This window comes from Amycolatopsis sp. BJA-103, assembly GCF_002849735.1.
Classification (GTDB): domain Bacteria; phylum Actinomycetota; class Actinomycetes; order Mycobacteriales; family Pseudonocardiaceae; genus Amycolatopsis.
On record NZ_CP017780.1, the window covers coordinates 8961978 to 8985015 of the forward strand.

The window sequence follows — 23038 nt, forward strand, 5'->3', positions numbered from 1 at the left end:
CGCTGTACCCGTGCACCCTGAGACCCGGCTCCACCGTGCGTGGTTCGTCGCCGCCGCCGCGTTCATCGCCCTGCTCGCCGCCGCCGGTTTCCGCGCGGCCCCCGGCGTGCTCATCGACCCGCTCCACGACGAGTTCGGCTGGTCGCGCGCGACGATCGCGTCAGCCGTCTCCGTGAACCTCGTGCTCTACGGACTCTTCTCGCCCTTCGCGGCAGCTCTCATGGAGCGCTTCGGCATGCGACGCGTCGCCTCGACGGCATTGTTCGTCGTCGCGATCGGCGCGGGCGGCACGGTGTTCATGAGCGCGAGCTGGCAGCTCATCCTCTGCTGGGGCGTTCTGGTCGGTATCGGCACCGGTTCGATGGCGATGAGCTTCGCCGCGACGGTCGCCGCCCGCTGGTTCGTCCGCAGCCGCGGCGTCGTCACCGGGGTCCTCACCGCGGCGGGCGCCACCGGCCAGCTGATCTTCCTCCCGATCGTGGCGAACCTCGCCATCGACGAAGGCTGGCGGACCGCCTCGCTCGTCATCGCCATCGCCGCCCTGGCCGTGGTCCCCGTCGTCCTCCTGGTGGTCCGTGATCACCCATCCGACGTCGGAACGACCGCGTACGGCGCCGAGCCCGGCGAAGTCGCGCCGGTCACCCGCACCGGTGGTTCCGCTCGCCGGGCGCTCACCGTCCTCGGCTCGGCAGCACGCACCAAGACGTTCTGGTTGCTCGCCGTCGGCTTCGCGATCTGCGGCGCCACCACGAATGGCCTGGTCAGCACCCATTTCGTCCCCGCAGCGCACGACCACGGCATGCCGCAGACCACCGCCGCCGGCCTGCTCGCCCTCGTCGGGATCTTCGACGTCGTCGGCACCATCGCCTCCGGCTGGCTCACCGACCGGGTCGACCCGCGCATCCTGCTCGGCGTCTACTACGCCCTTCGCGGTGTTTCGCTCGCGCTTCTTCCGCAGCTGTTGAGCGGATCGGTGGAACCGAGCATGTGGGCGTTCATCGTCTTCTACGGCCTCGACTGGGTGGCGACGGTTCCGCCGACGGTCGCGCTCTGCGTCCGCCAATACGGTGCCGCCGGGCCGATCGTCTTCGGCTGGGTCTTCGCCAGTCACCAGCTCGGCGCCGGTCTCGCGGCCTTCGGTGCCGGCGCGATCCGCGACTCCTCCGGCAGCTACGCGCTCGCTTGGTACATCGCCGCGGGTCTCGCCGTGCTCGCTTCGGTCGCCTCGCTGGCCATCACGAAGGCGGCCAAGCCCGAGCCGGTTCTGGTGGGGTGATCCACCACTTCCGGTCGATCGGCGCGTCGCGAAACATGTCGTTAACACGTTCTCGTTAGGGTGCGGCCATGGATCGCCAGCAGGAGTTCGTGCTCCGTACCTTGGAAGAGCGCGACATCCGTTTCGTCAGGCTCTGGTTCACCGACGTGCTGGGGTTTCTCAAGTCCGTCGCCGTGGCTCCCGCCGAGCTCGAGGGCGCCTTCAGTGAGGGCATCGGCTTCGACGGATCGGCCATCGAAGGATTCGCGCGCGTCTACGAATCCGACATGGTCGCGAAGCCAGACCCGGCAACGTTCCAGGTCTTGCCGTGGGAGACCCCGGACGGCGGCCCGTACTCGGCGCGCATGTTCTGCGACATCGCGATGCCGGACGGCTCCCCGTCCTGGGCGGACCCCCGGCACGTCCTGCGCAGGCAACTCTCGAAGGCGGCCGAAGCGGGCTTTACCTGCTACGTCCACCCCGAGATCGAGTTCTTCCTGCTCGCCAGCCTGCCGGACGACGGCAGCGAACCCGAGCCCGCGGACAACGGCGGGTACTTCGACCAGGCCAGCCACGCGACAGCGACGCACTTCCGCCGCCACGCCATCGAGACGCTCGAGGCGATGGGGATCTCGGTCGAGTTCAGCCATCACGAAGGCGCGCCCGGCCAGCAGGAGATCGACCTCAGGTACGCCGACGCGCTGACCATGGCCGACAACGTGATGACCTTCCGCTACGTCGTCAAGGAGGTCGCGCTCACCCAAGGGGTCCGCGCGACGTTCATGCCGAAGCCGTTCACCAACCAGCCGGGCTCGGGGATGCACACCCACGTGAGCCTGTTCGAGGGCGATCGCAACGCCTTCTACGACGCCGAAGACCCGTACGAGTTGTCGGCGACCGGTAAAGCTTTCGTGGCGGGACTGTTGCACCACGCGAAGGAGATCTCCGCGGTCACCAACCAGTGGGTGAACTCCTACAAACGGCTGATCAGCGGAAGCGAGGCCCCGACGACCGTTTCGTGGGGCCGGGCCAACCGCTCCGCGCTGGTCAGGGTGCCGATGTACTCGCCGGGCAAGGCGTCGTCACGCCGCGTGGAGATCCGCACGCTCGACTCGGCCTGCAACCCCTATCTGGCGTACTCGGTCATCCTGGCCGCCGGCCTCAAGGGCATCGAAAAGGGCTACGAGCTGCCGCCTCCCGCCGAGGACAACATCTGGCAGCTCTCGGACGCCGAACGCCGCGCGGCCGGATATGCCCAGCTCCCGCAGAACCTCGGCGAGGCCCTGTCCGAGATGGAAAAATCGGAACTTCTGCCCGAAGCGCTCGGGGAGCACGTTTACGACTTCTTCCTGCGCAACAAACGTGTTGAATGGGACAACTACCGCAGTGCGGTGACCCCGTACGAACTGCGGACCCTGCTTCCGGTGCTCTAGAAGGAGACCTGATGGTGCGGCGACCGGTGTTCCGAGTTCTGACGACACTGGTCGCCGCGACCATCGCGGCGAGTGCCGCACCAGCGGCATCCGCCACCGGCAGACCTCTCGACCTCGACGCCGCCGACATCCCCGCGCTCCAGGCCCGGATGTCCTCCGGACGGCTGACAGCGGTCGGTCTGACCTCGGCTTATCTCGACCGCATCCACAAGGTCGACCGGAAGGTCAACGCGGTCATCGCGGTCAATCCGGCCGCGCTCGCGCAAGCCGCGGAAAGCGACGCCAGGCGCCGGGCGGGCAAGACCCGCGGCCCCCTCGACGGCATCCCGGTCCTGGTGAAGGACAACGTCGACACCCGCTCGATGCAGACGACAGCCGGCTCACGCGCCCTGCGCAGCAAGCCCGCGAAAGACGCAACATTGCTCCGCCGCCTGCGTGATGCGGGCGCGGTGCTCCTCGGCAAGGCGAACCTGTCCGAGTGGGCGAACTTCCGCGCCGCCAAACCCACTTCCGGCTGGTCAGGCGTCGGCGGGCAGACGAACAACCCGTACGTGCTCGATCGCAATCCTTGTGGGTCTTCCGCCGGATCCGCCGCCGGTGTCGCCGCGTCGCTCGCCCAGGTCGCGATCGGCAGCGAGACCGACGGCTCGATCGTCTGCCCGGCCGGGATGACCTCGACCGTGGGACACAAACCGAGCCTCGGCCTGGTCAGCCGCACCGGGGTGGTGCCGATCTCGGCCGAGCAGGACACCGCCGGCCCGATGGCCAGGCACGTCGTCGACGTCGCGCTCACCCTCTCCGCGCTCCAAGGCCGCGACCCGGCCGACCCCGCCACCGGCGCGTACCCGCCGAATCAGCCGACCGACTACGCCGCACACCTCCGCCCCGGCGTGCTGAAGGGCTCCCGGATCGGACTCTGGCGACTGCCGGTCCTCGGCCCGGACGTCGACGCCGTGATGATGCGAACCAGGAACTCGCTGGTCAAAGCGGGTGCCGAGGTCGTCGAGGTGACTCCGCCGTACCAGGCCAGGCTCGGCGAACTGGAGTTCCCGGCACTGCTCACCGAGTTCCACCGGGACATCGACCGCTACCTGGCCACGCGCCCGCAAGGGCCGCGCGACCTCGCCGCGCTGATCGACTACAACCGGTCCGACCCGCTGGAGCAGACCTGCTTCGCCGGACAGGAACTCTTCGAGCAGGCACTCGCCGCACCCGGCCCGTCCGATCCCGGCTACCTGGCCATGCGCCGCGAACTGACCGATCTGGCGAAACGCTCGATCGACGAGACCCTCGCCAAGTACCGCCTCGACGCGATCGCCGCGCCCACGAACCCGCCCGCCTGGAAGACCGACTGCAAGACCGGCGACAACGACGTGATCCCGTCGTCGACGCCGGCCGCGGTCGCGGGGTATCCGGCGGTGACCGTGCCCGCCGGCTTCGTCGGCGAGCTCCCGGTCGGGGTTTCGTTCATGGCGGGGCGGTGGACGGACGCCCGAGTGCTCTCCTACGCGGCCGACTTCGAACGCGTCGTCCCCGCCCGCAAACCGCCTCGCTACCTGAAGACCGTCGGATGACGGGGGTTCATACCGGCTGACCTGCGGCGATGTCCTTAAGTGACCCCCCTGTTTTCAGGGGGTTCCGGGGCATGTAATCTTCTCTTCGTCGCCAAGAACACCGGGCCACCGGGGCCGAAAAGCCCCAGGCCAGGAACACGGGCCGAGCGGGTTGACACCGCGAACCGGACCAGGTAACGTTCTACGTCGGCCCACGAGCGGCCGCCGACCCCCTACGGCTAACAACGTAGGATTCGGCATGCTCGACCAAAAGCTTGTGAATATCGCTTTGAAACAAAGCGTGTTGCTTGAGAACTCAACAGTGTGCTAGTGAACTAAGCCAGTAGAGCTTATGTATTTGAACCTCGTTTGAGGTTCCTTTGAGAGCAAGTATATTGCCTCGATCAAATTTGACATTGTTGGAGAGTTTGATCCTGGCTCAGGACGAACGCTGGCGGCGTGCTTAACACATGCAAGTCGAACGATGAAGCCTTCGGGTGGATTAGTGGCGAACGGGTGAGTAACACGTGGGCAATCTGCCCTGTACTTTGGGATAAGCCTGGGAAACTGGGTCTAATACCGGATATCACTGACTCTCGCATGGGGGTTGGTTGAAAGTTCTGGCGGTACAGGATGAGCCCGCGGCCTATCAGCTTGTTGGTGGGGTAATGGCCTACCAAGGCGACGACGGGTAGCCGGCCTGAGAGGGTGACCGGCCACACTGGGACTGAGACACGGCCCAGACTCCTACGGGAGGCAGCAGTGGGGAATATTGCACAATGGGCGAAAGCCTGATGCAGCGACGCCGCGTGAGGGATGACGGCCTTCGGGTTGTAAACCTCTTTCGCCAGGGACGAAGCGCAAGTGACGGTACCTGGATAAGAAGCACCGGCTAACTACGTGCCAGCAGCCGCGGTAATACGTAGGGTGCAAGCGTTGTCCGGAATTATTGGGCGTAAAGAGCTCGTAGGCGGTTTGTCGCGTCGTTCGTGAAAACTCCACGCTTAACGTGGAGCGTGCGGGCGATACGGGCAGACTTGAGTTCGGTAGGGGAGACTGGAATTCCTGGTGTAGCGGTGAAATGCGCAGATATCAGGAGGAACACCGGTGGCGAAGGCGGGTCTCTGGGCCGATACTGACGCTGAGGAGCGAAAGCGTGGGGAGCGAACAGGATTAGATACCCTGGTAGTCCACGCTGTAAACGTTGGGCGCTAGGTGTGGGCGACATCCACGTTGTCCGTGCCGTAGCTAACGCATTAAGCGCCCCGCCTGGGGAGTACGGCCGCAAGGCTAAAACTCAAAGGAATTGACGGGGGCCCGCACAAGCGGCGGAGCATGTGGATTAATTCGATGCAACGCGAAGAACCTTACCTGGGCTTGACATGCGCCAGACATCCCTAGAGATAGGGCTTCCCTTGTGGTTGGTGTACAGGTGGTGCATGGCTGTCGTCAGCTCGTGTCGTGAGATGTTGGGTTAAGTCCCGCAACGAGCGCAACCCTTATCCTACGTTGCCAGCGCGTTATGGCGGGGACTCGTGGGAGACTGCCGGGGTCAACTCGGAGGAAGGTGGGGATGACGTCAAGTCATCATGCCCCTTATGTCCAGGGCTTCACACATGCTACAATGGCTGGTACAGAGGGCTGCGATACCGCGAGGTGGAGCGAATCCCTTAAAGCCGGTCTCAGTTCGGATCGCAGTCTGCAACTCGACTGCGTGAAGTCGGAGTCGCTAGTAATCGCAGATCAGCAACGCTGCGGTGAATACGTTCCCGGGCCTTGTACACACCGCCCGTCACGTCATGAAAGTCGGTAACACCCGAAGCCCATGGCCCAACCGCGTAAGCGGGGGGAGTGGTCGAAGGTGGGACTGGCGATTGGGACGAAGTCGTAACAAGGTAGCCGTACCGGAAGGTGCGGCTGGATCACCTCCTTTCTAAGGAGCAACACATCCATAGTCCCCGGGATACCCGGGATCAGCACTGTGGGGTGGCCAGGGTTTCATCACCGAATGTGTGGTGGCACTGGTTGCTCAAGGAATTGTGGAACTACTGGTTATGGTTCGGCCGGTTTTTGCCGGGACGCTCTAGTACTGCTTCCTTCGGGGAGCGTGGAGAGGGTGTTCCTGGGAGGTCGGAAGAATTGTTCATTGGCATGCTGTTGGGTCCTGAGGCAACACGCCGAGGGGCTTTCACGCTCCGGGAGTTTGTTTCTGGTGTGGTGTTTGAGAACTGTAGAGTGGATGCGAGCATCTTTGTGGTCAAGTTATTAAGGGCACATGGTGGATGTCTTGGCTTCAGGAGCCGATGAAGGACGTGGGAGGCTGCGATATGCCTCGGGGAGCTGTCAACCGAGCTGTGATCCGAGGATTTCCGAATGGGGAAACCCAGCACCAGTTATGTGGTGTTACCCGCATCTGAATATATAGGGTGTGTGGAGGGAACGCGGGGAAGTGAAACATCTCAGTACCCGTAGGAAGAGAAAACAACCGTGATTCCGTGAGTAGTGGCGAGCGAAAGCGGAAGAGGCTAAACCATGCACATGTCAAGCTGTCAGGCGTTGTGTGTGTGGTGTTGTGGGACCCGCCTTGGAAGATCTGACAGTCTTCCGGGTTTACGCGTGTGTTAGTGGAACGCCTTGGGATGGGCGACCGGAGTGGGTGAGAGTCCCGTACGCGAAAACACATGTTAGTGAATCTTGGTGGTGTTCCCGAGTAGCAGCGAGCTCGTGGAATTTGCTGTGAATCTGCCGGGACCACCCGGTAAGCCTAAATACTTCCTGAAGACCGATAGCGGACTAGTACCGTGAGGGAAAGATGAAAAGTACCCCGGGAGGGGAGTGAAAGAGTACCTGAAACCGTGTGCCTACAAGCCGTCAGAGCCCGAGCACATCCTTTGGATGTTACGGTGATGGCGTGCCTTTTGAAGAATGAGCCTGCGAGTTAGTGCTGCGTGGCGAGGTTAACCCGTGTGGGGTAGCCGTAGCGAAAGCGAGTCTGAATAGGGCGTCTGAGTCGCGTGGTCTAGACCCGAAGCGGAGTGATCTACCCATGGCCAGGCTGAAGCGTCGGTAAGACGACGTGGAGGGCCGAACCCACTTAGGTTGAAAACTGAGGGGATGAGCTGTGGGTAGGGGTGAAAGGCCAATCAAACTCCGTGATAGCTGGTTCTCCCCGAAATGCATTTAGGTGCAGCGTCACATGTTTCACCACGGGGGTAGAGCTACTGGATGGTCTAGGGGCCTTACCGGGTTACCGAAATCAACCAAACTCCGAATACCGTGGTGTGAGAGTGTGGCAGTGAGACGGCGGGGGATAAGCTTCGTCGTCGAGAGGGAAACAGCCCAGAACACCAGCTAAGGCCCCCAAGTGTGTGCTCAGTGGGAAAGGATGTGGGATTGCCCAGACAACCAGGAGGTTGGCTTAGAAGCAGCCACCCTTGAAAGAGTGCGTAATAGCTCACTGGTCAAGTGGTCCTGCGCCGACAATGTAGCGGGGCTTAAGCACACCGCCGAAGCTGTGTCATTCATGCAATACATCGGCTCAACTCCTTGAGGGTTGTGTCTAGTGGTGTGGATGGGTAGGGGAGCGTCCTGCATCCAGGGAAGCGGCGGCGGAAGCCAGTCGTGGAGGGTGTGGGAGTGAGAATGCAGGCATGAGTAGCGAATGCAGAGTGAGAAACTCTGCCGCCGGATGACCAAGGGTTCCTGGGCCAGGCTAATCCGCCCAGGGTAAGTCGGGACCTAAGGCGAGGCCGACAGGCGTAGTCGATGGATAACGGGTTGATATTCCCGTACCCGAGCACGTGCGCCCAGGATGAGGCGGTTGATACTAACCACCCAAAGCCAGCTACCAATGTCTTCGGACGGAGGTTTCTGTGTGGAGCGTGGGATCTGATTCCGTAGTAGTCGAGTGATGGGGTGACGCAGGAAGGTAGCTCCGCCAGTGAGTGGTAGTACTGGTGTAAGCGTGTAGGCCGAAACATAGGTAAATCCGTGTTTCATTAAGGCTGAGACGTGATGCGTAGCCGATTGAGGTGAAGTAGAGTGATCCTATGCTGCCGAGAAAAGCCTCTAGCGAGTGCGTGCACGGCCCGTACCCCAAACCAACACAGGTGGTCAGGTAGAGAATACTAAGGCGATCGGGTGAACTGTGGTTAAGGAACTCGGCAAAATGCCCCCGTAACTTCGGGAGAAGGGGGGCCAGTGTTCCTGAAGTCCCTTGCGGACTAGGGAATGGTGGCCGCAGAGACCAGCGGAAAGCGACTGTTTACTAAAAACACAGGTCCATGCGAAGTCGCAAGACGATGTATATGGACTGACGCCTGCCCGGTGCTGGAACGTTAAGAGGACCGGTTAACCCCTTTGGGGGTGAAGCTGAGAATTTAAGCGCCAGTAAACGGCGGTGGTAACTATAACCATCCTAAGGTAGCGAAATTCCTTGTCGGGTAAGTTCCGACCTGCACGAATGGCGTAACGACTTTCCGGCTGTCTCAACCACAGGCCCGGCGAAATTGCACTACGAGTAAAGATGCTCGTTACGCGCGGCAGGACGGAAAGACCCCGGGACCTTTACTATAGTTTGGTATTGGTTTTCGGTTCGGCTTGTGTAGGATAGGTGGGAGACTGTGAAGCTGGCACGCTAGTGTTGGTGGAGTCGTTGTTGAAATACCACTCTGGTCGGATTGGGAATCTGAACCTCGGACCATGATCTGGTTCAGGGACAGTGCCTGATGGGTAGTTTAACTGGGGCGGTTGCCTCCTAAAGAGTAACGGAGGCGCCCAAAGGTTCCCTCAGCCTGGTTGGCAATCAGGTGTTGAGTGCAAGTGCACAAGGGAGCTTGACTGTGAGACAGACATGTCGAGCAGGGACGAAAGTCGGGACTAGTGATCCGGCACCACCTGGTGGAAGGGGTGTCGCTCAACGGATAAAAGGTACCCCGGGGATAACAGGCTGATCTTGCCCAAGAGTCCATATCGACGGCATGGTTTGGCACCTCGATGTCGGCTCGTCGCATCCTGGGGCCGGAGTAGGTCCCAAGGGTTGGGCTGTTCGCCCATTAAAGCGGCACGCGAGCTGGGTTTAGAACGTCGTGAGACAGTTCGGTCCCTATCCGCCGCGCGCGTAGGATACTTGAGGAAGGCTGTCCCTAGTACGAGAGGACCGGGACGGACGAACCTCTGGTATGCCAGTTGTCACGCCAGTGGCATGGCTGGTTGGCCACGTTCGGAAGGGATAACCGCTGAAGGCATCTAAGCGGGAAGCCTGTTCCAAGATGAGGTATCCCACCCTTGATGGGTTAAGGCCCCCAACAGACCATTGGGTTGATAGGCCAGAAATGGAAGCACAGTAATGTGTTATCGAGTTGACTGGTACTAATAGGCCGAGGACTTGCCCACAAAGATGTTACGCATCCACTCTACAGCTCTGAAACACCACACAACCACCAGCGGTATCAGGTGGTAGTGGTTGTTTCATAGTGTTTCGGTGGTTATAGCGTCAGGGAAACGCCCGGTCCCATTCCGAACCCGGAAGCTAAGCCTGACAGCGCCGATGGTACTGCAACCGAAGGGTTGTGGGAGAGTAGGACACCGCCGGACTAACATTAAGAAGAAAAGGGCCCAGGCCCCGGTCGAGAACCACGAGTTCTCCCGGGGCCTGGACCCTTTTTCATGCCCAGACCCGCCAGGTGATAGCAAAGGTCCCTTGCTATCACCGCGGCGTCGCTCGGTCGGTCCGTCGGCCGACTGTGCGACGGCGGACCGGTGATGAGAAGACCAGTGAAGTCGTCGTCTCCCCATAGCGCTGCATCCGCTCTACGAGCTCCTCCAACTCCGCGGTGTCCTGACAGGCGACCCGCACCAGCCAGCACTCGTCTCCCGTGACGTGATCGGCGTCGAGTACCTGGGGCAGCGCGAGGACGGCTCCACGGAAGCGAGAGGTGTCGAGGCTCCGTACCTTTGCCTGGACGATCGCCTCGATCGGCAGCCCGAGCTTCGTCAGGTCCACGCTCGCCGAGTAGCCGGTGATGATCCCCTTCTCCTCGAGCCGCCGGACCCGCTCGGTCACCGCGGGTGCGGACAGCGACACTCGTCGACCGAGCTCCGAGAAGGTCAGCCGTCCGTCGGACTGGAGCAGTTCGAGCAACTGCCAGTCGAGATCATCGAGGTTCACGGAACTCCAGGTCGATCTTCATGCCTGCCAGGAATCTCCAGGCTAACCGGCGGCGATACCTGGATTCCCCGATGTTCCGGATGAGCACTGATCAGCAGGATTGAGGCATGACGACCGAACCCCACGTACTGACGTTTCCGGCTCTGGACAGCGCGACCGCGGCCGCGCACCTTCGTGCCGAACTCGCCCTCGACGTGGACCCCGACGACCTGATCCGCGATCTCACCGCCGGCACCCAACGTGGATACGTGGTCGTCGAGACCCGGGCACCCGAAGCCTTCGAGTCGGCTCGCATCCCCGGTGCGATCAACCTCCCGTATCGGGACATGACGCCCGAGTCGGTCAGCCACCTCGACAGAGGTCTCGTCTACGTCTGCTACTGCGAGAGCATCCACTGCAACGCCGCGACCAAGGGAGCCTTGAAACTCGCGGAATTCGGGTTCAAGGTCAAACGCCTGTCCGGCGGCATCACCGCCTGGCAGGCGGCCGGCTATCCCGTCGACCGGGACACCCTCGCACTCTCACTCACTTCCGCGCCCACCCCACGCTGCGCCTGCTGACGAAGAGAGCGGGGGACCTTTGCTATCGCCGCCCCCGAGCGATAGCAAAGGTCCCCCGCTCTCCCGGCGGTCGTAGGCTGGGGTGGTGACCGCTCCCAAGTTACTCGTCATCCAGCCAGACGAATCAGATCCGATCGGCCCCCTCGGCGACTGGCTCACCGAGGCGGGAGCCGAGCTCGACATCCGGTTGCTGCCCGATCAGAGTCTTCCCGCCGATCTCGACGGGTACGCGGGCGTCGTCTGCCTTGGCGGAGGGATGGGCGCCAATGATGACGCCGCACATCCGTGGCTCGCGGACGTCCGGAAGCTTCTTTCGAAAGCCGCGGGCGCTCGCATCCCGACGCTCGCGATCTGCCTTGGCGGTCAGCTCCTGGCCGTGGCTCTGGGCGGCATCGTCGCCACAGGTGATCAAGGCCCCGAGGTCGGCCCAGGACTCGTGTCCAAGAAGGACGCTGCCTGGACGGACCCGCTCTTCGCGGACCTGCCACTCATGCAGGACGTCTTGCAGTTCCACAACGACGCGATCACCCGACTGCCCGCCGGCGCCGAGCTTCTCGCTTCCTCGCCACGGTATGCCTACCAGGCCTTCCGATTCGACCGTTGTGCCTACGGTGTCCAGTTCCATATCGAGACAACACCGGACATCGTCCTCGACTGGGCGCGGCAGTCGCCGGAAATGGCGGAACTCACCCGGCCGGACGCACTGACCCCGGAAAATCTCGCCCGGGTGCATGCTGACATCACCGAAACCTGGCGACCGTTCGCGCATCGCTTCGTCCGACTGGTGTCCGGTGACCTCGCTCCGGCTGCGGAACGTCAACGTACATTGCCGATGGCTTAACGACTTATGTCTCAACTGTGTATGGGTTGTTAACGCTCTTGCCTTGCTGTCAGGTACCTTGCGAAGGGAGTTTCGAAGGGTTCGGAGGTCGGGGTGGAGCCCTCAGTATTGGTCGTGCTCGTCGTCGTCACGGCCCTAATTTTCGATTTCACAAACGGGTTCCATGACACGGCCAACTCGATGGCGACGTCGATCGCCACCGGGGCACTGCGTCCCAAGGTCGCGGTGACGATCTCCGCTGTCTTGAACCTGGTCGGCGCCTTCCTGTCGGTCGAAGTGGCCAAGACCATCTCGAATGGACTGGTCGACGACACCAAGATCGGACCGGCGATCGTGTTCGGCGGCCTGGTCGGGGCGATCGTGTGGAACCTGGTCACATGGTTCGTGGGACTGCCGTCCAGTTCGTCCCACGCGTTGTTCGGCGGTCTGATCGGCGCCACGTGGGTGTCTGCCGGTACGGACTCCGTCCATTTCGGAAAGATCGTCGAGAAGGTTCTGATCCCGGCGGCGCTGTCGCCGGTCCTGGCAGGCCTCGTCGCGATGATCGTGACGTACTTCGTCTACCGGATCTTCGTCCGCCGCGGCCGCACTGCGGGCTTCCGCGTCGGCCAGATCATCTCGGCTTCGCTCGTCTCGCTCGCCCATGGCACGAACGACGCGCAGAAGACCATGGGTGTCATCACCCTCACGATGATCACCGCCGGAACCCTTCCCGCGGGAGCCGGGCCGCCGCTCTGGGTGATCGTCAGTGCGGCGCTCGCGTTGGCTCTCGGTACGTACCTCGGCGGCTGGCGGATCACCTTCACATTGGGCAAGGGCTTGACGGACATCGATGGTCCGCAGGGCTTCGCCGCGCAGACCAGCTCGGCGGCGGTCATCCTCGCGTCGACGAGCTTCGGCTTTCCGCTTTCGACGACTCACGTCTGTTCCGGTGGCATCGTCGGTTCGGGTGTGGGCAGGAACGAATCACCGGTCCGCTGGCGCACCGCCGGCCGCATGGTGATCGCCTGGCTGTTCACGCTTCCGGCAGCCGCCATCGTCGGCGCCGCGGCCGGTCTCGTGACCTCGACAGGCACCGTGGGCACCATCTCCGTCGGCGTCGTGGGCCTGGCGATCGGTATCGGGATCTACCTGCTTTCGCGGCGGAGCCCCGTCAACGCCGGCAGCTTCACCACTCCCGCTCCGACCGTTCCAGACCAGGAAGTCGGCAGGATCGCCGCCTAGCAGAGCAGGGGACCTTTGGTATCGCCGCCGCTCGGCGATACCAAAGGTCCCCTGCTCTCTTGCGCGTCCGTCTGGTCACGGGCCAAAGGGCGACTACGGTGGAAGCCGATGGTTGAGCGAGCCAGGCCGACCGCTTCCGTGGCGAGATACGGCTTCACCGACCCCCGTGCCGACGGGCAGCTGCGTGCTGCCGGTTGGTGGACCGAATCCGGCCCGGACGGCTCCGCCGCGGACGTGCTGTCAGCACTGTCCCGCTCGGCGGACCCTGATCTGGCCTTGAGCGGGCTCGACCGAATCAGGGAGGCCGACCCGGCCGTCTGGACTGAGATCGACCAGGCACTTCGCACTGACCGCACCTTCCGAGGCCGCTTGCTCGGGGTTCTGGGTACGTCGAGTGCGCTCGCGGACTTCCTGGTCGCGAACACCGACAGCTGGAAGACCCTCGAAGGCGATAAGAGCACTGAGCCGGATCAGTATGTGAGCCGCCTTCTTGACCATTTGCGGTCGGACGGAGAGCTGCTCACAGGGCTCGAGTCAGAGCAGGCTCTTCGCGTCGGGTACCGCGAACTACTCCTCGGAATCGCGGCTGCCGACCTCGGTCATCTCGTCGAACCCGGCCTCCATCAACCGCCCTACGCCGAGATCGGGGCTCAGCTCACCACGCTGGCCGAGGCCGCACTCACGGTGGGGCTTCTGGTCGCGGAATCAGAGGTGGGAGCCGGTGTCGAAGGTCGGCTGGCCGTGATCGCGATGGGCAAATGCGGCGGTCGAGAGCTGAACTATGTGAGCGATGTGGACGTCATCTTCGTGGGTGACGGAGATCTTTCGGTCTCGACGCGGCTGGCCAGCACGATGATGCGCGTGGTCGGCAAGGCATGCTTCGAGGTCGATGCGGCGTTGCGTCCGGAGGGTAAGGCGGGCGCTCTGGTCCGCACCCTCGAGGGCCACGCCGCCTACTACCAGAAATGGGCCAAGACCTGGGAGTTCCAGGCTTTGCTCAAAGCGCGGCCGGTCGCAGGCGACGCCGAGCTCGGGCGTCAGTACGCGGAGATGGTCGCACCGAAAGTGTGGGCTGCGGCCGATCGGGAGAACTTCGTCCCCGAGGTGCAGAAGATGCGGCGCCGCGTCGAAGGCCATGTGCCGTCCGCGTACGCCGAGCGGGAGCTGAAGCTGGGACGTGGCGGTCTTCGCGATGTCGAGTTCGCCGTGCAGTTGCTGCAGCTGGTCCACGGCCGAATCGATGCAGAGCTGCGTTCATCGTCCACGATGGACGCACTCGCTGCTCTAGGGGAAGGCGGGTACGTCGGCCGCACGGACGCCGCGGAGCTCGGATCGTCGTACGAATTCCTCCGGACCATCGAGCATCGACTCCAGCTTCGCCGGCTACGGCGTACGCACCTGTTCCCTGCCGCTTCGGACGCCAGCGAATTGCGGACGATCGCGAGGGCGAGCGGTGTACGGCCCGCTCGCGGCAGGAGCGAAGGGGACGTGCTGCTGGCGGAGTTCCGCCGCCACTTGCAAAGCATCCGCCGTCTTCACGAGAAGCTCTTCTACCGGCCTCTGCTGCAGTCCGTCGCGAACGTGCCGACCGAAGCGCTGCGGTTGACGACGAAACAGGCGGAAAGCCGACTCGCCGCGCTCGGGTACGCCGCACCGGATGGGGCGCTGCAGCACATCAAGGCGCTGACTGCGGGAATGTCGCGCAGGGCGGCTATCCAACAGGCCTTGCTGCCGGTCTTGCTGGACCTTCTCGCCGACACCCCGGACCCCGACCGCGGACTTCTGTCTTACCGGAAAGTCTCGGAAGCGCTCGAACAAACGCCTTGGTACCTCAGGGTTCTTCGTGACGAGGGTGCCGTTGTCGAGCGGCTCGCCTTCCTCCTGGGTACGTCACGACTGGTGCCCGATCTGCTGGCGAGAGCGCCGGAAGTCCTGCAGTTGCTCGGTGATCCCGCGCGGCTGGCCGGTCGCACTCCGGCCGAAGTGGCCACTTCTCTGCGAGCCGCGGTTCGTCGGCAGCCAGGCTTGAACGCCGCGGTCGCGGCCGCGAGATCGCTCCGGCGGCACGAGATGCTGCGGATCGCGTCCGCGGACCTGCTGGGTTTGCTTGACGTTCCCGCCGTCTGCGAGGCGTTGTCGAGCGTGTGGGTCGCCGTGTTGCAGGGTGCGTTGGCCGCGGCCTTTCGGCAGCGGCAGGCAGAGCTCGGCCAGACACCGGCCAAGATCGCTGTCATCGGCATGGGACGTCTGGGAGGGGCGGAACTCGGTTATGGCTCCGACGCGGACGTCCTCTTCGTCTGCGAGCCGACCGAGGGAGTGTCGGACTCCGAAGCAGCGAAGTTCGCTTCCTCTGTCGCCGAGACGGTGCGCAAGATTCTCGGCGCGCCCAGCCCTGACCCGGCATTGGTCGTCGACGCCGATCTCCGTCCTGAGGGGCGGAGTGGTCCGTTGGTGCGAACCCTCGAGTCCTATCGCAGCTACTACGGGCGGTGGGCGGAGGTCTGGGAATCGCAAGCGCTGCTCCGGGCCCGGTTCATCGCCGGTGACGACGACCTCGGTGCCCGGTTCATCGAGATGATCGACCCCATTCGCTATCCGCAGGCCGGCCTCGACGCGGTCCGGGTGCGGGAGATCAGGCGGATCAAGGCGCGGGTGGAGACGGAGCGGATGCCCAAGGGCGCCGACCCGACACGGCATACGAAGCTCGGGCGCGGAGGGCTCGCCGACGTGGAGTGGACCGTACAGCTCATGCAACTGCGGCATGGGCACGAAGTTGCGGGCCTTCGGACCACGTCGACGATCGAAGCGCTGAAGGCGGCGGTGGAGGCAGGGCTAGCCGAGCCCGCCGAGATCGAATCCCTGACCGAAGCCTGGTTGCTGGCGACGAGAGTCCGGAACGCCGGGATGCTGGTCAGGGGTAAAGCCGTCGACGAGATCCCCAGCTCTGGTCGAGATCTCGCCGCGGTCGCGCGGGTGCTCGGCTACTCCGCCGACGACGATCCCGGCGAGTTTCTGGACGCCTACCGGCGGACGACGCGGCGCGCCCATGCGGTCGTGGAGACCCTCTTTTACCAGGACCGACCGCTCTGACCTGCGGGAAGTGAGCAAGGGACCTTTGCTATCACCTCAGCCACGTGCGGCTGGTGACAGCAAAGGTCCCTTGCTCACACTTGCCGACGCGGACGGAGAGCGGCACTTACAGTGGACTGGTGACTGTGCGCGAACCATTTCGCACCCGGATCAAGGTGCGGCACTACGAGCTGGACACTCTCGGCCATCTCAACCACGCCGTCTACCACTCGTACGGCGAGGTCTCCAGACTCGAGCTGATGGAGCTCGCCGGTGGCCTCAACTCGGGCATGCGAGACGCGAATCTCGCCTTTGTGCTGCTTGAGTCCCACATCGTGTTCCGGCGCGAGCTCCGGGCCGGTGACGTCGTCGACGTGACCTGTGATGCCAAGTTCGGTACCGGCAAGACCTTCCACATGGACTCGAACATCTACAAGGTCGACGGCACCCTCTCCGCGGAAATCACGTGCACCCTGGGGCTGATGGATCTCGAACGACGCAAGCTGGTGGATGATCCACGCGGCCGTATCGAGCGGGCAGGCGTCGATCTGAAGGTTCTCTCCACTTCGGAGTAGCCGCTCTGCCGGACCAAAAGAAACGCCGGTGGTGAGGGCGTTTCCGCACCTCACCACCGGCGTGCTCTTGGTGTTGCTACCGCACGACTTACACGTCGTAGTACAGCGAGAACTCGTACGGGTGCGGGCGCAGCCGCAGCGGGTCGATCTCGTTCTCACGCTTGTAGGAGATCCACGTGTCGATCACGTCGGGGGTGAACACGCCACCCTCGAGCAGGTAGTCGTGGTCGGCCTCGAGCGTGTCGAGAACCGCGCCGAGGTCGCCAGGAACGAGCTTGACGTTCTGGGCCTCCTCCGGCGGGAGCTCGTAGAGGTCCTTGTCGATGGGCTCCGGCGGCTCGATCTTGTTCTTGATGCCGTCGAGACCGGCCATCATCATTGCCGAGAACGCCAGGTACGGGTTGCCGGACGAGTCCGGGCACCGGAACTCGGCGCGCTTGGCCTTCGGGTTGTTGCCCGTGATGGGGATACGGACACAAGCCGACCGGTTCCGCTGCGAGTACACCAGGCTGACCGGCGCCTCGAAGCCCGGCACGAGCCGGTGGTACGAGTTGACGGTCGGGTTGGTGAACGCCAGCAGGCTCGGCGCGTGCTTGAGCAGGCCGCCGATGTAGTGGCGGGCGGTGTCGGACAGCCCCGCGTAACCCGACTCGTCGTGGAACAGCGGCGTGCCGTCCTTCCACAGCGACTGGTGGCAGTGCATACCCGAGCCGTTGTCACCGGCGAGCGGCTTCGGCATGAACGTCGCGGTCTTGCCGGCGGCGAACACGGTGTTCTTCACGATGTACTTGAACAGCTGCAGGTCGTCCGCAGCGTGCAGCAGCGTGTTGTACTTGTAGTTGATCTCGGTCTGACCGGCGGTGCCCACTTCGTGGTGTGCGCGCTCGATCTCGAAACCGGAACCCTGCAGCTTGCTGACGATCTCGTCGCGCAGGTCGGCGAAGTGGTCGACCGGCGGGACGGGGAAGTAGCCGCCCTTGAACTTCGTCTTGTAACCCTGGTTGCCGCCCGGCACGTCGGCACCGGTGTTCCACCAGCCCTCGACGGAGTCGATCTCGTGGAACGAGGCGTGCTCGGCGGAGTCGAACCGGATCGAGTCGAAGATGTAGAACTCGGCCTCCGGGCCGAAGAACACGTTGTCCGCGACGCCGTACTCGGAGATGTACTGCTCGGCCTTGCGCGCGATGTTGCGCGGGTCGCGGCTGTACGCCTCGCGGGTGAACGGGTCGTGCACGAAGAAGTTCAGCGAAAGTGTCTTCGCCTTGCGGAACGGGTCGATACGCGCGGTTTCGGGGTCCGGGAGGAGCAGCATGTCGGATTCGTGGATCGACTGGAACCCACGCACCGAGGAGCCATCGAAGGCCAGGCCTTCTTCATAGGCTTCTTCGTTGAACGCCTTCGCCGGAACGGTGAAGTGCTGCATAACGCCGGGCAGGTCGCAGAACCTGACGTCGACGACCTCTACGTTCTCGTCGGCGATAAGGCGCTGAATGTCGTCTGGAGTAGTGGGCACCCTCGGTGACTCCTTCTCGTTCGTTGCCGGCGGCAGTACTCTCTTCGGCTCACGCTAAGAGCGCGGTGTTGCCCGACCGTCACCCGTATGTTTCGCCGGTGTTAACGGGCGGCGATATCGGGTAGTCGACCAGGGCGAATGTGGTCCGCGCCACCGGCATACCCTGGATGGGTGGCGAGATGGACCGGAGAATGGCTACCCGGAGCCGGGGACGAGACGACGGCCGGTGGCGAGGGTACGCAGCGGTGGCGCGGTGAGCGACTTGGCTTGCCCCAATCGGGTGTCGGCTCGGTGGCGGGCGGTGGGGCACGCCTCCTCGGGCTGATCATCGACTTGGTGCTCGCCTCACTGGTCACCACTCTCTTCGTGACCCCCAGCCTCCAGGACCCGGCCGTCATGCAGACCTTCAACCTGTGGTCGGTGGGCGTCTGGGCGGCGATCACGGTCATCCCCGCGACCTTCTTCGGCTTCACCCCCGGTATGGCAGTGGTCGGAATCCGCGTCGCCAGGCTCGACGGCGCGCAGATGGTCGGAGTGTGGCGCGCCGTCGTGCGGGCCGCGCTGACCTTCCTGATCATCCCGGCAGCGCTCCGCAACATCGACGGCCGAAGCTGGCTCGACCGGCTGACCGGAACCGTCGTGATCCGCATGCGGTGACCTAGGAAGGGAGCGAGGGACCTTTGCTCTCGTCGTGGAACGGCTGCCGCACTGGCTGTGGTCAGGCAGCCGGTGCCGCGGGGGTGCTGCTGAGTTCCGGAGGCGGTCGTTGCCGAGCATGACGGTGAGCTGCCCGCAGGTCCTGGATCACCACCAGCGGCTGGTCCCGTAGCCGCGCTGGACTTACCTGCACGACGATGAGGCCGGCGGCGACCAGGGCAGGGATCTCGGGTGCCTCGTCCGGTTCGAGAGAGACCTCGTCGTAGCGGATTTGCATGGCGACGCCGGCCTTCGGCCACCAGACTTCGGCGACACCGACGACCTCCCCGTTCGGAGTGCGTAGCTCGGCCTTCCGTGTCGGCCTGGGCAAGCCGCTGCGCTCGAGCACGTTCTCCAGCCATTGCTCGACCGCGGAGTCGACTCCATCCTGGAGCGCGCCGACGACGATTCGGGGGAGCGCCGAGCCGATCGTGCTGGCCTGCGCCAGCTCGTCTCGAAGTTCCTCGGGAGTGCAGAGGCCGCGCTGGACCGCGTCGTGGATCATCGCCCGCACGGACTGGAGTTCGTCCATACGGCGAGCCGCGTCGATCAGGACCCGGGCGAGCGGAGCTACCGGAAGCCCGTCGATCTCTACTGGTTCCGGCAGGTGGATCGTTCGTTCGACGATGGCGAATCCCCAGGTGGCGACCTTGCTCCGGTGAGGGATCAAGGTGTGGGCCCGTTTTTCTGGAGGAAGTCTTCGGACTCCGTACAACCGGGCTGCCTGGACTCCGGTGAGCATCGCGTCCGGACCCGCGTGAGTCAGCGCGATCTTCAGAAGTTGATGCCTGGTCGGCGTGGCGTTGGTGAGGAGGATGACGCCCGGGATCGGGCGTCGCCACGGGCCGTCTTCGCGACAACGGCGCGAAATCCAGGAGTGGGAGTGGCCCAAGGCGACAAGTTTCGCCCGGGCGGCCACGCCGTCCGGGAACATCGCTGCCAGCGCCTTCTGCAAAGCGCCCGTGGTTCCGTCCACACAGTGATCATGCGACCACCCACCGACAGTTTTCGTCCGGAGACGAATCAGGGGTCCTTTGCTATCCGCCCGCGGCGGTAGCAAAGGACCCCTGATTCTCGCTTGGTCAGCGGCGGCGGATCGTGCGCTGGACGTTGCGCATCTTCGCGCCGGCGGGCATCGGGCCCTTCGGCATCGCGGCGCCGCGGCTGCCGAGGGCGGCCAGCTTGGCTTCCAGGGCGTCGACCTGGGCGGGCTTGAGGTTGCGGGGGAGCTTCATGAGGTAGCCCTGCAGCTTCTTCAGCGGCACCTGCTGCTCTTCGTTCCCGATGATCACGTTGTAGATCGGGGTCTCACCGATCAAGCGGGATACACGCTTCTTCTCCTGCGCGAGCAGGGACTTCACGCGGTGCGGCGCGCCTTCGGCGACGAGTACGACACCCGGGCCACCGAGCACTCGGTGCACGGCGTCGAGCTGGGTCGTGGCCGCCACGGTCGGCGTCACCTTCCAGCGACCTCGCATGTTCTCGAGTGCCCAGGCCGCGGCACCCGGCTGTCCATCGGCCTTCGAGTACACGGTCTTCTGGACCCGCCTGCCGAAGATGATCACAGCGGCGAGCGCGCCGAGCAGAATGCCCAGCGGCAGCACGACCCAGTGGACGTCGAAGATGAACCCGATACCGAACACGACACCGGTGATGACCAGGAGCGATCCGGCCATCCAGGGGATGAGCGCCTTGTCTTCCTTGCGCTGCATCTTGAAGGCCTCGAAGATCTGCCCGCGGCGAGCCTTGCTCGCGGCGCGCTTCTCCTTCTTGGCCAGCTTCGCTGCTTCCTTGTCCTGCTTTCCCGCCATGTGACCAGGATACGGCCGCGTGCCCTGCGTCGATCCCGTCGGGCCCTCTGCGAGGATCGGGGCGTGGTTAGCGCATCGTCCCCGAAGAGTCGTCCAGGCCTGCTCGATGGGCTCGATCCCGAGCAACGCGCCGCCGCCTGCGCGCCGAGGGGGCCGGTCTGTGTGCTCGCCGGAGCGGGAACCGGCAAGACGCGGACGATCACGCATCGCATCGCCCATTTGGTCCGCTCCGGACACGTCGCCGCTGGTCAGGTCCTCGCAGTCACCTTCACGACCCGCGCCGCGGGTGAGATGCGCGCGCGCCTTCGGGGCTTGGGTGTCGACGCCGCCCAGGCGCTCACTTTTCACGCCGCCGCTCGCCGCCAGCTCCGGTACTTCTGGCCGCAGGTCGTCGGGGACCGGCCCTGGGAGCTGCTCGAGAACAAGTTCCGCTACATCAGCCAAGCCGCCAACAAGGCCGGTCTCGGCACCGAGACGGAGCTCCTGCGCGACCTCGCCAGTGAGATCGAGTGGAGCAAGGCCTCTTTGGTATCGCCGGACGACTACCCGGCCGTCGCCGCGCGTACGCAGCGGGACACCCCAGCCCCCTCGTCGCAGGTCGCGGAGGTGTACCGCAACTACGAGAAGGTCAAGAACGCCGCGCAGGTCCTCGATTTCGACGATCTGCTCCTGCACACCACGGCCGTTCTCGAGGAGCACACGGTGGTGGCCCAGGAGTTTCGCGAGCGCTACCGCTGCTTCGTCGTCGACGAGTACCAGGACGTCACCCCACTGCAGCAACGGTTGCTCGACGCGTGGCTCGGCGGCCGCGACGACCTGACCGTGGTCGGCGACGCCAACCAGACCATCTATTCGTTCGGGGGCGCCTCGCCCCGGCCGCTGCTGGAGTTCACGCGACGGTTCCCCGAGGCGACGGTCGTGAGGCTCGAGCGGGATTACCGCTCGACTCCGGAGGTCGTGGCTCTCGCCAATCAGGTGATCGGTGCCGCCCGCGGCCGTCCCGCGGGGTCGAGGCTGAAACTCATCGGCCAGCGACCCTCGGGGCCTGTCCCGCGTTTCGCCGAGTACGACGACGAGACCGCCGAGGCGGCCGCAGTCGCACGCAGGATCCGTGATTTGCTCGACGGCGGAGTTGCGGCCAGCGAGATCGCGGTGCTCTACCGAGTCAACGCCCAGTCAGAGGCCTATGAGCAGGCACTGGCGGAGGTGGGCATCCCGTACCTGGTCCGCGGCGGCGAGCGATTCTTCGCCAGGGCCGAGGTCCGGCAGGCGATGTCGGCATTGCGGATGGCGTCGACCGACGCCGACACCGGCGAGCTCGTGACCAGGGTTCGCTCCGTGCTCGCGAAGGTGGGGCTCACCGACCAGCCCCCGGCCGGAGGTGCGGCGAAGGAGCGATGGGACGCGCTTTTGTCGATCGTCGAGCTGGCGGAGGAGCTGGCTTCCACCGTCGAGGACGCCGACCTGCCCCGATTCGTGGCGGAGCTCGAGCAGCGGGCGAACGCACAGCACCCGCCGACGGTGGAGGGCATCACCCTGGCCTCGCTTCACGCGGCGAAGGGCCTCGAGTGGGACGCCGTGTTCCTCGTAGGGCTTGCCGAGGGGACCATGCCGATCCTCCATGCCGACGGTGACGACGCGGCCATCGAAGAAGAGCGCCGTCTTTTCTACGTCGGCGTCACTCGAGCACGAGAGCACCTCTCGCTGTCGTGGGCCTTGGCCAGGACGGCGGGAAACCGCCGCAATCGGCGACGCAGCCGATTCCTCTACGGACTGATCCCCGAAGACCACCCGGCGGCGAGGGTCGCCCGATCCCAGCAGCCGAAGCAGCCCGGTACCAAGGCGCGGTGCCGGGTATGCGGCGGGCCGCTCTTGGAGACCCTGGACATCAAGCTGGGCCGCTGCTCCCGTTGCCCGTCCAACGTGGACGAGCAACTGCTCGAAAAGCTGAGGTCCTGGCGAGGAGAACGCTCTCGCGAGCTCAAGGTGCCGGCCTTCGTCGTCTTCACGGACGCGACCCTGGTCGCCATCGCCGAGCAGCGTCCGACCGATGACACAGCGTTGTGTGCGATCTCCGGGATCGGCGCGACGAAGCTCGAACGCTTCGGAGCGGAAGTTCTCGACGTCGTACGGGCCTCGGTGGAGTCTTGACCGCGTCGCGGGCTTGATCCGCGCGGCGAACCCGCTGCTCAGAGCCGATCTTCGTAACTTCGACGGTTTTTCTGGAAAATAAGTTGCCCCGGTATGGTCGGGGGCAATAACCTGCTGGTACCGGGCGCGAAGCACCCGGCATGGGGAAGAACTTCTACAACACAGCGTAGACCGCAGGGCGGTTCGCG

14 protein-coding genes and 3 rRNA genes are annotated in these 23038 nt (G+C 64.3%); 13 read left to right on the forward strand and 4 right to left on the reverse strand.

Annotated elements, in window-relative coordinates; translation table 11 throughout:
- Positions 1-10 precede the first annotated feature (10 nt).
- From BKN51_RS40665 to rrf, 6 genes are all read left to right on the forward strand, one after another.
- Positions 11-1276 (forward strand): MFS transporter, encoded by a 1266-nt coding sequence (locus BKN51_RS40665; protein ID WP_101612613.1) that lies wholly within the window; start codon positions 11-13, stop codon positions 1274-1276.
- A 68-nt stretch (positions 1277-1344) separates the two neighbouring features.
- Positions 1345-2688, forward strand: a complete 1344-nt coding sequence (gene glnA / locus BKN51_RS40670; RefSeq protein ID WP_037303423.1) for a type I glutamate--ammonia ligase — start codon at positions 1345-1347, stop codon at positions 2686-2688.
- Positions 2689-2699: 11 nt separating this feature from the next.
- Complete coding sequence (locus BKN51_RS40675) at positions 2700-4262, forward strand: amidase (RefSeq protein WP_101612614.1); 1563 nt, start codon at positions 2700-2702, stop codon at positions 4260-4262.
- A 395-nt stretch (positions 4263-4657) separates the two neighbouring features.
- A 16S ribosomal RNA gene (locus BKN51_RS40680) occupies positions 4658-6174 on the forward strand.
- Positions 6175-6496: 322 nt separating this feature from the next.
- Positions 6497-9635 (forward strand): 23S ribosomal RNA (locus tag BKN51_RS40685).
- An 84-nt stretch (positions 9636-9719) separates the two neighbouring features.
- Positions 9720-9836: ribosomal RNA gene (gene rrf / locus BKN51_RS40690) — 5S ribosomal RNA — on the forward strand.
- The 16S, 23S and 5S rRNA genes sit together here, the layout of an rRNA operon.
- A 112-nt stretch (positions 9837-9948) precedes the next feature.
- Here rrf and BKN51_RS40695 read toward each other — a convergent pair.
- A complete protein-coding gene (locus tag BKN51_RS40695) occupies positions 9949-10410 on the reverse strand; it encodes an Lrp/AsnC family transcriptional regulator (RefSeq protein WP_101612615.1) in 462 nt (153 codons plus the stop codon).
- A gap of 107 nt (positions 10411-10517) precedes the next feature.
- Here BKN51_RS40695 and BKN51_RS40700 point away from each other — a divergent pair, with 107 nt between their 5' ends.
- The 5 genes from BKN51_RS40700 (at position 10518) to BKN51_RS40720 (ending at position 16679) form a co-directional block, all read left to right on the forward strand.
- On the forward strand, positions 10518-10970 hold the full coding sequence (locus tag BKN51_RS40700; protein ID WP_101612616.1) for a rhodanese-like domain-containing protein: 453 nt from the start codon (positions 10518-10520) through the stop codon (positions 10968-10970).
- An 85-nt stretch (positions 10971-11055) separates the two neighbouring features.
- Positions 11056-11811 carry a type 1 glutamine amidotransferase gene (locus BKN51_RS40705; protein WP_101613764.1) on the forward strand — a complete coding sequence of 252 codons (756 nt, stop codon included), beginning with the start codon at positions 11056-11058 and terminating at the stop codon, positions 11809-11811.
- 93 nt (positions 11812-11904) lie between these two features.
- Entirely contained in the window at positions 11905-13035 is a 1131-nt protein-coding gene (locus BKN51_RS40710; protein ID WP_101612617.1) for an inorganic phosphate transporter, read from the forward strand.
- A gap of 108 nt (positions 13036-13143) precedes the next feature.
- Entirely contained in the window at positions 13144-16125 is a 2982-nt protein-coding gene (locus BKN51_RS40715) for a bifunctional [glutamine synthetase] adenylyltransferase/[glutamine synthetase]-adenylyl-L-tyrosine phosphorylase (RefSeq protein WP_101612618.1), read from the forward strand.
- 119 nt (positions 16126-16244) lie between these two features.
- Entirely contained in the window at positions 16245-16679 is a 435-nt protein-coding gene (locus BKN51_RS40720; protein ID WP_020633826.1) for an acyl-CoA thioesterase, read from the forward strand.
- An 88-nt stretch (positions 16680-16767) separates the two neighbouring features.
- Here BKN51_RS40720 and glnA (BKN51_RS40725) read toward each other — a convergent pair whose 3' ends face one another.
- Positions 16768-18192, reverse strand: a complete 1425-nt coding sequence (glnA, locus tag BKN51_RS40725; protein WP_076168933.1) for a type I glutamate--ammonia ligase — start codon at positions 18190-18192, stop codon at positions 16768-16770.
- A 171-nt stretch (positions 18193-18363) separates the two neighbouring features.
- Here glnA (BKN51_RS40725) and BKN51_RS40730 point away from each other — a divergent pair, with 171 nt between their 5' ends.
- Positions 18364-18849, forward strand: a complete 486-nt coding sequence (locus BKN51_RS40730; RefSeq protein WP_174720516.1) for an RDD family protein — start codon at positions 18364-18366, stop codon at positions 18847-18849.
- A 61-nt stretch (positions 18850-18910) separates the two neighbouring features.
- On the opposite strand, the gene BKN51_RS40735 is transcribed toward BKN51_RS40730, so the two are convergent.
- On the reverse strand, positions 18911-19864 hold the full coding sequence (locus tag BKN51_RS40735) for a hypothetical protein (protein ID WP_101612620.1): 954 nt from the start codon (positions 19862-19864) through the stop codon (positions 18911-18913).
- A 106-nt stretch (positions 19865-19970) separates the two neighbouring features.
- A complete protein-coding gene (locus tag BKN51_RS40740; protein ID WP_076168932.1) occupies positions 19971-20699 on the reverse strand; it encodes a DUF4191 domain-containing protein in 729 nt (242 codons plus the stop codon).
- A gap of 63 nt (positions 20700-20762) precedes the next feature.
- Here BKN51_RS40740 and BKN51_RS40745 point away from each other — a divergent pair, with 63 nt between their 5' ends.
- A complete protein-coding gene (locus tag BKN51_RS40745) occupies positions 20763-22850 on the forward strand; it encodes an ATP-dependent DNA helicase UvrD2 (protein ID WP_101612621.1) in 2088 nt (695 codons plus the stop codon).
- Positions 22851-23038: the final 188 nt, after the last annotated feature.